At 63.5% G+C, this 9,295-nt stretch carries 7 protein-coding genes; 2 read left to right on the plus strand and 5 right to left on the minus strand.

Annotated elements, in window-relative coordinates; genetic code table 11:
• Positions 1-529: TRAP transporter small permease (locus VNZ93_RS16270; RefSeq protein ID WP_325707266.1), on the minus strand; the 529-nt coding region annotated here is incomplete at its 3' end.
• Between the two features lie 142 nt (positions 530-671).
• On the opposite strand from VNZ93_RS16270, the gene VNZ93_RS16275 reads away from it, so the two are divergent.
• Positions 672-4,307, plus strand: a complete 3,636-nt coding sequence (locus tag VNZ93_RS16275; RefSeq protein WP_325707284.1) for a hydantoinase B/oxoprolinase family protein — start codon at positions 672-674, stop codon at positions 4,305-4,307.
• A gap of 62 nt (positions 4,308-4,369) precedes the next feature.
• Here the strand turns inward: VNZ93_RS16275 and VNZ93_RS16280 are convergent, their stop codons facing one another.
• The 3 genes from VNZ93_RS16280 to VNZ93_RS16290 all read right to left on the minus strand — a co-directional run bounded on the left by VNZ93_RS16280 (position 4,370) and on the right by VNZ93_RS16290 (position 7,188).
• Positions 4,370-4,636, minus strand: coding sequence for a GCG_CRPN prefix-to-repeats domain-containing protein (locus VNZ93_RS16280; protein ID WP_325707269.1), 267 nt, complete (start codon positions 4,634-4,636; stop codon positions 4,370-4,372).
• Between the two features lie 124 nt (positions 4,637-4,760).
• On the minus strand, positions 4,761-5,714 hold the full coding sequence (locus VNZ93_RS16285) for a cation diffusion facilitator family transporter (RefSeq protein ID WP_325707272.1): 954 nt from the start codon (positions 5,712-5,714) through the stop codon (positions 4,761-4,763).
• A gap of 82 nt (positions 5,715-5,796) precedes the next feature.
• Positions 5,797-7,188, minus strand: a complete 1,392-nt coding sequence (locus VNZ93_RS16290) for an extensin family protein (protein WP_325707275.1) — start codon at positions 7,186-7,188, stop codon at positions 5,797-5,799.
• Positions 7,189-7,325: 137 nt separating this feature from the next.
• Between VNZ93_RS16290 and VNZ93_RS16295 the strand changes: the two genes are divergently transcribed.
• Positions 7,326-7,541, plus strand: a complete 216-nt coding sequence (locus tag VNZ93_RS16295; protein WP_325707278.1) for a DUF2798 domain-containing protein — start codon at positions 7,326-7,328, stop codon at positions 7,539-7,541.
• A 510-nt stretch (positions 7,542-8,051) separates the two neighbouring features.
• Here VNZ93_RS16295 and VNZ93_RS16300 read toward each other — a convergent pair.
• Positions 8,052-9,295 (minus strand): vitamin B12 dependent-methionine synthase activation domain-containing protein (locus VNZ93_RS16300; RefSeq protein WP_325707282.1); only part of this gene is annotated, 1,244 nt, incomplete at its 5' end.

Consider the following 9,295-nt stretch of genomic DNA (forward strand, 5'->3'; position numbering starts at 1 on the left):
TCGCCTGTTCGACCACCTCTTCGGCGGTCTTCGGCTTCGGCTTCTCGTAGCGCGGCGGATAACCGCGCAGGACATGGATCAGTTCATCCACAAAGGCGATCAGCAGGATCACGAGCCCGCCGCTATAACCGAGTTGCGGAATCCAGAGTGGAATGGCGATGACGCCCTGCGACATGTCGTTGAACTGGTGGGACTGCCACGTCATCACCGACGCATGCCATGCGAAAAACCCGATGAAGCCACTGCCGACGATCAGCACCGCGATCTCAACCAGCTGTTTGATCTGCCCCTCCAGCCGATCGATCAGCAAACCGACGCGGATCATCTCGCCGTGGCGAAAAGTATGCGCAAGGCCGAGAAAGGCTGTCGCCGCCATACACCAGGACACGAAGTCGTCGCCCGCGGGGATATTCAGCCCGAGCGGCCGCCCAGCCGACAAAAGCATCATCAGGATGAAGATGGCGATGAGGAAAAGTCCGGCGAGATAGCCGGAAAACAGATAAAGACGGTCGAGCGCCAATCGGACCATACTCACCCCCGCGTCCGCCGATGATGGCGGGCAACCCACCGACAATGCAAGACTCATGACAAAGCGCCCGCCGACCAGGAAGAAGACACCCGTGAAGAGGTCTTCCGCCAGACGTCCCTCCGTGAAGACACCCTCCGCCAAGATGTGGGACTTCTGGATCGATCGCGGCGGAACCTTCACCGACATTGTCGGGCGCAAACCGGACGGCCACCTGGTCGCGCACAAGCTGCTGTCGGAAAATCCCGAAGCCTACCGCGACGCCGCCGTCCAGGGCATCCGTGAACTCCTTGGCGTCGCCCCGGGCGAGCCGATCCCGCCCGGCCGGATCGGCGCTGTCAAAATGGGCACGACGGTCGCAACCAACGCTCTCCTCGAACGAAAGGGCGAGCGCACCCTGCTGATCACCACGCGGGGTTTCCGCGATGCGCTGCGCATCGGCTATCAGGCGCGACCGAAGATCTTCGCAAAGGAGATCATCAAGCCGGACATGCTGTTCGAGCGCGTGATCGAGGTCGACGAACGCGTGCGCGCGGACGGCACGGTCGAAAAATCGCCAGATCTCGCGGCGATCGAGCCTGAATTGCGCCGCGCTTATGACGACGGCATCCGCGCGGCGGCGATCGTGTTCATGCATTCCTACCGTTATCCCGATCACGAGCGGCAGGTCGCAACGCTTGCACGCAGCATTTTTCCGCAGGTTTCCGTCAGCCACGAGGTCTCGCCGCTGATCAAGCTGGTCGGTCGCGGCGATACCACGGTCGTAGACGCCTATCTGTCGCCGATCCTGCGCAGATATGTGGAGCAGGTGGCGACCGCTCTCAACACGCAGGCATCTTCTCCCCTTCCCCCGCATGGGGGGAGGGAGCGCAGCGGAGTAAATGGCGGTGAAGGAAGACTCATGTTCATGATGTCGTCGGGCGGGCTCACCGCGGCCGACCTGTTCCAGGGCAAGGATGCGATCCTGTCAGGACCCGCGGGCGGCGTCGTGTCGATGGCGCAGACCGCGCGCGAAGCCGGCTTCAACCGCGTCATCGGCTTCGACATGGGCGGCACCTCGACCGACGTGTCGCACTACGATGGCGAATACGAGCGCGCCTTTGAGACCGAAGTCGCGGGCGTGCGCATGCGCGCGCCGATGATGCGCATCCATACCGTTGCCGCCGGCGGCGGCTCGATCCTGCATTTCGATGGCGCGCGCTTTCGCGTCGGCCCGGATTCGGCGGGCGCCAATCCGGGACCGAAATGCTATCGCCGCGGCGGGCCGCTCGCCGTCACCGACGCCAATGTGATGGCCGGCAAGCTCATCCCCGATTTCTTCCCGAAGATCTTCGGCCCTGAGCAGGACCAACCGCTCGACGACGCCGCGGTGCGCGAAGCCTTTAGCGCATTGGCGGCGGAGGTCGGCGGCGGCCGAAAGCCGGAAGAGATCGCGGACGGCTTCATCAGGATCGCGGTCGAGAACATGGCGAACGCGATCAAGAAGATTTCCGTCCAGCGCGGTTATGACGTCACGCGCTATGCACTGAACTGCTTCGGCGGCGCCGGCGGCCAGCATGCCTGTCTCGTCGCCGACGCGCTCGGCATGACCAGCGTGCTGATCCATCCGTTCTCATCGCTGCTCTCCGCCTACGGCATGGGACTCGCCGATATCCGCGCCACACGCCAGCAGGCCATCGAGGAGCCGCTCGGCACGAAAGCGCTGGCCACGCTCGGCAAGATCGGAAAGTCGCTCGGCAAGACAGTCAGGGACGAAGTCGCCGGACAAGGCGTGCCGCTGCGCGCGATCAAGACCATCGTCCGCGCTCATATTCGCTACGCTGGCACCGACACCGCGCTGCTGGTGGAGGCCGGCAGCATCACTGCGATGACGCGCGCCTTCGAGAAGGCGCACAAGGCGCAGTTCGGATTTATCGACCGGTCGAAGCAGCTGGTACTGGAAGCGGTCTCGGTCGAGGCCATCGGCGGCGGTGCGACCTTCCGCGAGCGCGCGCTGAAGACGACGCACGGCAAGCTCCCCTCGCCCGCCCGCCGCACACAATTCTTCTCCGCGGGGAAATGGCACAAGGCCGCGGTATACACCCGCGAGCAGCTGAAGCCCGGTCACAAGGTCAAGGGTCCGGCGATCGTCATCGAACCGCACCAGACCATTGTGGTCGAACCGGGCTGGCAGGCGGCGCTCACCGCCAAGAACCATCTGGTGCTGACGCGGATCGCAAAGCTCAAGCGCACCGCCGCCGTCGGCACCAAGGCCGATCCGGTGATGCTGGAGGTGTTCAATAATCTGTTCATGTCGATCGCAGAGCAGATGGGCGTTGCGCTGCAGAACACCGCCTATTCTGTGAACATCAAGGAACGTCTGGACTTCTCCTGTGCGGTGTTTTCCGGCGACGGCGCGCTGGTTGCCAACGCACCACACATGCCGGTGCATCTCGGCTCGATGGATCGCGCTGTCGAGACCATCATCCGCGAGAACAAGGGCAGGATCAGACCGGGCGACGTTTACGCGATCAACGCGCCTTATAACGGCGGCACGCATCTGCCGGACATCACGGTCTGCACGCCGGTGTTCGACGAAGCCAAGCGCAAGATCCTGTTCTGGGTCGCCTCGCGCGGTCACCATGCCGATGTCGGTGGGATTTCGCCGGGCTCAATGTCTCCCAATGCGACCAATATCGAGGAGGAGGGCGTCTATCTCGACAATTTCAAGCTGGTCGATCGCGGCCGCTTTTGTGAGAAGGAGATCACCGCTGCGCTAACCGGCGCGAAATACCCGGCGCGCAATCCGGTCCAGAACGTCAACGATCTGAAGGCTCAGATCGCCGCCAACGAGAAAGGCGTGCAGGAACTGCGCAAGATGGTGCAGCAATTCTCGCTGCCGGTCGTGCAGGCCTATATGAAGCACGTGCAGGACAACGCGGCCGAAAGCGTGCGGCGCGTGATCGACCGCCTGCACGATTCCAAATTTTCCTACGAGATGGATCAGGGCACCGTGATCCGCGTGAAGATCACGGTCGACAAAAAGAAACGCGAGGCGACGGTCGATTTCACCGGCACCTCGCCGCAACAGCCGACCAACTTCAATGCGCCCGAACCGGTGACGCGCGCAGCGGTGCTTTACGTCTTCCGTGTGATGGTCGACGACGACATTCCGATGAATGCCGGGTGTCTTCGGCCGATCAATATCGTGATCCCGGAAGGCACGATGCTGACGCCGGAATATCCGGCGGCGGTCGTTGCGGGCAATGTCGAGGTCTCGCAGGCCGTGACTAATTGCCTGTTCGGCGCGCTCGGCGCGCTCGCAGCCGCGCAGGGCACGATGAACAATCTCAATTTCGGCAACGCGCGCTATCAGTATTACGAGACGATCTGCTCCGGCTCGCCCGCGGGTCCCGGATTCAACGGCACCGATGCGGTCCATACGCACATGACCAATACGCGCCTCACCGATCCGGAGATCCTCGAATTCCGTTACCCGGTCGTGCTGGAGGACTTCCACATCCGCAAGGGCTCGGGCGGCCGCGGCAAATGGCATGCGGGAGACGGCATCCGCCGCACCATCCGTTTCCTCGAGCGGATGGAATGCACCATCCTGTCAGGCCATCGACGCGTGCGGCCGTTCGGTCTTGCCGGCGGCGAGGCCGGTCGGGTCGGCGAGAATGCAGTGCGCCGGAAGGACGGCAGGATCGAAAAGCTCGGCGGCTGCGACGCCACGATGATCGACGCAGGCGAAGCCATCATCATTCAGGTGCCGACGGCGGGCGGCTACGGGAAGGCGTAGCGCTCAAACGAACGGGGCCGCAGGCTCACGCCCACGGCCCCGCATGGAAACGACTTCGCGTCTCAGAAGCCGCGATACGGCTTGCAGAGACCGGACTGTAGCGTGAAGCCACGCGGGCATTGGCCACGCGGGCCAGGATAATATTGCGGCTTGCCCCAGCGATCAGGCCCGGCAAATACGAAGGCCTGCGGCGGAGGCGCAGGCGGGCCCGCGCGCATCGGCACGCAACGGTAGCCATTGTAGAAGAAGCCGCGGCCACAGCCGTCACGAGCTTCAGCCACACCGCCGAAGACGGCCAGTGCAGCCAGTGCAAACAATATCTTGCGCATGTCTGTCAGAGTCCTAGTTCTCGTCGCCTCGCGCATTAGCGCGAATGCCGGTGAATGCCGGATAAACGCCGCCGCGGCGGAGTGACGCAGCGATTCCAACGAGTAAGTCCTGAGGACCCAAGGGTCAATCCGCGTCTTCAACCAGTCCGTCGCCGAGTTCGATCTGCAGGGTCGGATGCACGATTCCGAACCGGTCTTGAAGCTCGTGCGCGGCCGTCTTGAAGAACGCGTTGCCGGGGTGACCGCCGGGCATCACGAGATGCGCGGTCAACGCCACCTCATTGGTGCTCATGGCCCAGACATGCACGTGATGGACACGCGTCACGCCCGGAAGGCCCTCGAGAAAGCCCCTCACCTTCGCAAGCTCGATATGCGCCGGCACCGCCGCGAGCGCGAGACCGATCGAGTCCCGCAGCAATCCCCATGTCCCCCACAGGATAACGGCAACGATGACGAGACTGGTCAGCGGATCGAGCCACAGCCACCCTGTGAGCATGATGACGGCGCCAGCGATCACAACGCCAAGCGAAACGCCCGCGTCCGCCACCATATGCAGGTAGGCGCCGCGGATATTGAGGTCGCTCTTGCTTCCGCTCATGAACAGCCAAGCCGTGAAGCCGTTCACCAGAATGCCGGCGCCGGCGACGATCATCACCGTCACGCTGGCGACCGGCTCGGGATTGGCAAACCGCCAGACGGCTTCCCAAGCAATGCCGCCGCAGGCGAAGATCAGAAGAAGCGCATTCCCGAGCGCTGCGAGGATCGAACTTGCGCGCAGACCATAGGTAAAGCGCTCGTTAGGGGGACGCTTCGCGAGAATAGCGGCGCCCCAGGCAACCAGCAGCCCGATCACATCGCTCAGATTGTGCCCTGCATCGGCGAGCAGCGCGGTCGAATTGGCGAGAATGCCAAAGGCCGCCTCGATCGCCACGAACCCGAGATTGAGCGCAACACCGATTGCAAAGGCGCGGCCAAAATCCTTCGGCGCATGCGAATGCGCATGACCGGCGTGATCATGGCCGGCATGAGAATGACCCGCATGGGAGTGGCTGGCATGATCGTGGGAGGGATCGTGCATCTTTCGGCTTTACCGCGAAGGCGGGAAGCAATGACCGCCGCTCTGAGTATAGTTACGCGATGTCGCGACGGCGACCCTCCGGTCACTCCGCCGGGCGCGGGCCGTCGTCCTCGATCCAGTCGTCGTCATCGAGAATGTTGCGCTTGGTCTTCGCGGCCGTCTTCGGCCTGCCGTTGAGAGACGCGTTGCGCGACTTGTTCGCGGACTTGCCGACCGAGCCGGTGAAGCCCGGGTCCGGCCGCCAGGCATAACCGCGATCGCGCGCAACGCGCGCGGCCACGACCTCGCCAGAAATCTGATCGGGGTTGCAGATGCGGTTGGCGCTTCGCCGGCGCATCAGATCGAGATGAAAATGATCGTAGTGGAAGCGGTTCGAGCCCGGAGCGAGGACCGTATTGAATTGATCGCAGGCCGCACCCTGCACATCGCGCAGGAATCCCTGCTCTTCCGGCGAGCCGCGCCAGCCGTTCTTCACGGTGATCTTCCGTCCGTCCGCGAGCGTGAAGGACGCGATATCCAGCGCATTGCCGAAGGCATGTTCTGAGATGCGCGCGCCGGGCTGGCCGTTCATGCCGCGGCAAGAATAAGCGGAAATCTGCCGGATCTCGACCACCGGCTGACGAAACCAGCGCCGTGCGGCCGGCTGCACCGAATCGATGATCCAGCGATCGAGCGCGGACACCATCGGACAGGCCAGCGTCGCCGCCGGCTTTATTTCAACCGGCCCGAACGCTGCGACCGCGCCGCGACTCATTGGAACAGGGCTCTGGACCGGCGCTGCGCGCTGCGGCGCCTGATAGGTCTCCGTCCGTGGCGGCATCGGATAAGGCGAGCGTGACGTACCGCGTGGCGCTGTGACCTCATCGTCGTCGAATGCGGGTTCGGCCGGCGCATCGTAAACCGATGGCCGGCGCGTGCCTGAGGGGGCGGAGCGGACATAATCGACAGCCGGTGCACGCGCGACGCCGCGATCGTATCCACCGCCATAATGCTGTTGCGGCACGATCTGCAGCGGCGCGCCGACATTGCGCGCGCCCGATTGCGACGGTGCAAGCGGCTGACGCTGCACACTCGATGGCCGCGCCGGATTGGCGAATTGCGGCTCATCATCCTGCAATGTCTGCGGCTGCGCTGGCGCACGCGGAGCGGGTGCGGTCGTGACCGGCCAGCGCTGCGGTCCCGCATTCGGCACCGATCCCGGCGGCCGGATATCTGTGTAGCCCATGAGCGGCTGATCGCCGAGAGCGGCGACCTTCAGCGGAAAGTCGGCGCCGCACATACCCGGTCCGTTGATCGGCTCGATGCGCACGATCGTGCCGCTTTCCTTCACGGCTCCGGACTGCAGGCAGGTGAGTTCGGCTTCTTTCCGCCAGGGTTCGCGCTGCGCGAGGTAATGCCCCGCGCAGCCGGCGACCAGCAGCAAGCCGACCCCGGTGACGCATTTGCGCCATTGATGAAACAGCACCCGCACCATGGCGCCGACAATGCGAACGACACTCTTAACGGGTTATTCACCGCGGCGACGCGCATTTTGTTATCGTTACCGGATGGTGACCGGAACCGCGCCGCCGAGTAACGTGCCCGGAAAAATTACACGAATGGGAATGCCCGATGGACTGGCGAGTGCGCGCGCTGACCGCTGCATTGATGACGATCGTGATGGTGACGCTCGTCACCTTCGTCGCGACCTGGCTCGCACTCGGCTTCGATCAGGAGTTCCTGCGGCAATGGGCGAAGGCATTCCTCGTCGCCTGGCCGATCGCAGCGGTGACAGGTTTCCTCGTCATGCCCGGCGCGCGCAAGATCGCGGAACGTCTCGTGGGCTGACGGGTTTCATGAACGTTCCGGCAGGCACCGCAAGAACGTCTCTACCCTGACTTGCATCGAGCGACATAAGGAAAATCAAGCACTTAGCGACCGCCGCACTGCAGCGTAAAAAAATAGTTTATCCTGATTTGCCATGGACTTAGCGGCGATCTGCACACCTTTTCCCACGATGGGGCGGCACTTTGTGGTCCCTGCGGCGTTGAGGCCTTCGAGCGGATTTCACGATCTGCTAAGATGAACCGAAGGACAGCGAAGGGAGGCCTTATGGACCTTACCTTGAAACTCAACGTCCTGGCGGTGTTTGCCGTGTTCGCTTTCGTGAGCGCGGTGTTGCTGGGAGCGTTCTGAGATTCTTGGCGTAAAGCTATAAGACCAACAATCGCCGCGGTGTATGGGGCGGCCTTGTATTTAAAGCACCGGAGCGTCACTGCTCCGGTGCTTTGCATTTTGGAACCTGGAACTTTGCGACGGCCCCTTGGCCGCGCGCAGCCGCCGCACGTCAATCGCTCGCTAGGCCGCACGCGCCTTTTCGCGCGCCACCGGATCGTAATTGAGGATCGGTGCTAGCCAGCGCTCGCATTCGGCGATGCTCCAGTTCTTGCGCCGCGCGTAATCCTCGACCTGATCGCGCTCGATCTTGCCCACACCGAAATAGTGGCTTTGCGGGTGGCTGAAGTAGAGGCCGGAAACCGACGCACCGGGCCACATCGCAAAGCTCTCGGTCAGGCTCACACCGATCCGGCTTCCGCCGATGAGGCGGAACAGTGTTTCCTTCTCGGTGTGATCGGGCTGGGCCGGATAGCCCGGAGCCGGACGAATGCCCTGATAGCTTTCCGCGATTAGTTCCGCCGGGGTGAGGGACTCGCCGGGAGCGTAGCCCCAGAACTCCTTGCGGACGCGCTCGTGCAGATGTTCGGCGAAAGCTTCCGCAAGCCGATCAGCGAGCGCCGACATCATAATCGCGGAGTAGTCGTCGTTCGCGCGCTTGAAGCGGGTCGCGATGACGTCCTCGCCGATACCGGCCGTGACCACGAAAGCGCCGACATGATCGACAGGACCGCTGCTCGAGGGCGCGACGAAGTCGGCGATCGAAACATTCGGCCGCCCGTCTCGTCGCGCGATCTGCTGCCGCAGGCCGTGCAACGTTGCGATCTGCGAGGCGCCCGTCTCGTCGAACACACGGATGTCGTCGCCGTCGCGAGCGGCGGGCCAGAAACCGACGACGGCCGATGCCTGCACCCATTGCTCGGACACAATCTGCTTGAGCATCTGCTGCGCGTCATCCAACAGCGAACGCGCCGCCGGGCCAAACTTCTCGTCGTGCAGGATCTGCGGATAGCGTCCGGTCAGTTCCCAGGTCGCGAAGAATGGCGTCCAGTCGATATAATCGGCGAGCTTCGCCAGCGGATAATTCTCAAGAACGCGTGTGCCGAGGAATTGCGGCTTTGGCGCCACCGCAACGTCGGGATTGAGCGTCAGCGACTTGGCGCGCGCGTCCGCAAGCGTCAGCCGCTTCTTGTCGTCCTGCCCGCGGGCGTGGGCCGCGGCGATCTGCGCGTAATCCTCGCGCACGCTCTCGACATAGGCCGGGCGCGCGTCCTTCGACATCAGCAATTGCGCGACACCAACCGCACGGCTCGCGTCGGTCACATAGACGGCCTGGCCCTTGCGGTAGTTCGGATGGATCTTCACCGCGGTATGCACGCGGCTGGTCGTGGCACCGCCGATCAGGAGCGGCAGATCGAATTCCTGGC

This window comes from Pseudorhodoplanes sp., assembly GCF_035565795.1.
In the GTDB taxonomy this organism is placed as follows: Bacteria; Pseudomonadota; Alphaproteobacteria; order Rhizobiales; family Xanthobacteraceae; genus Pseudorhodoplanes.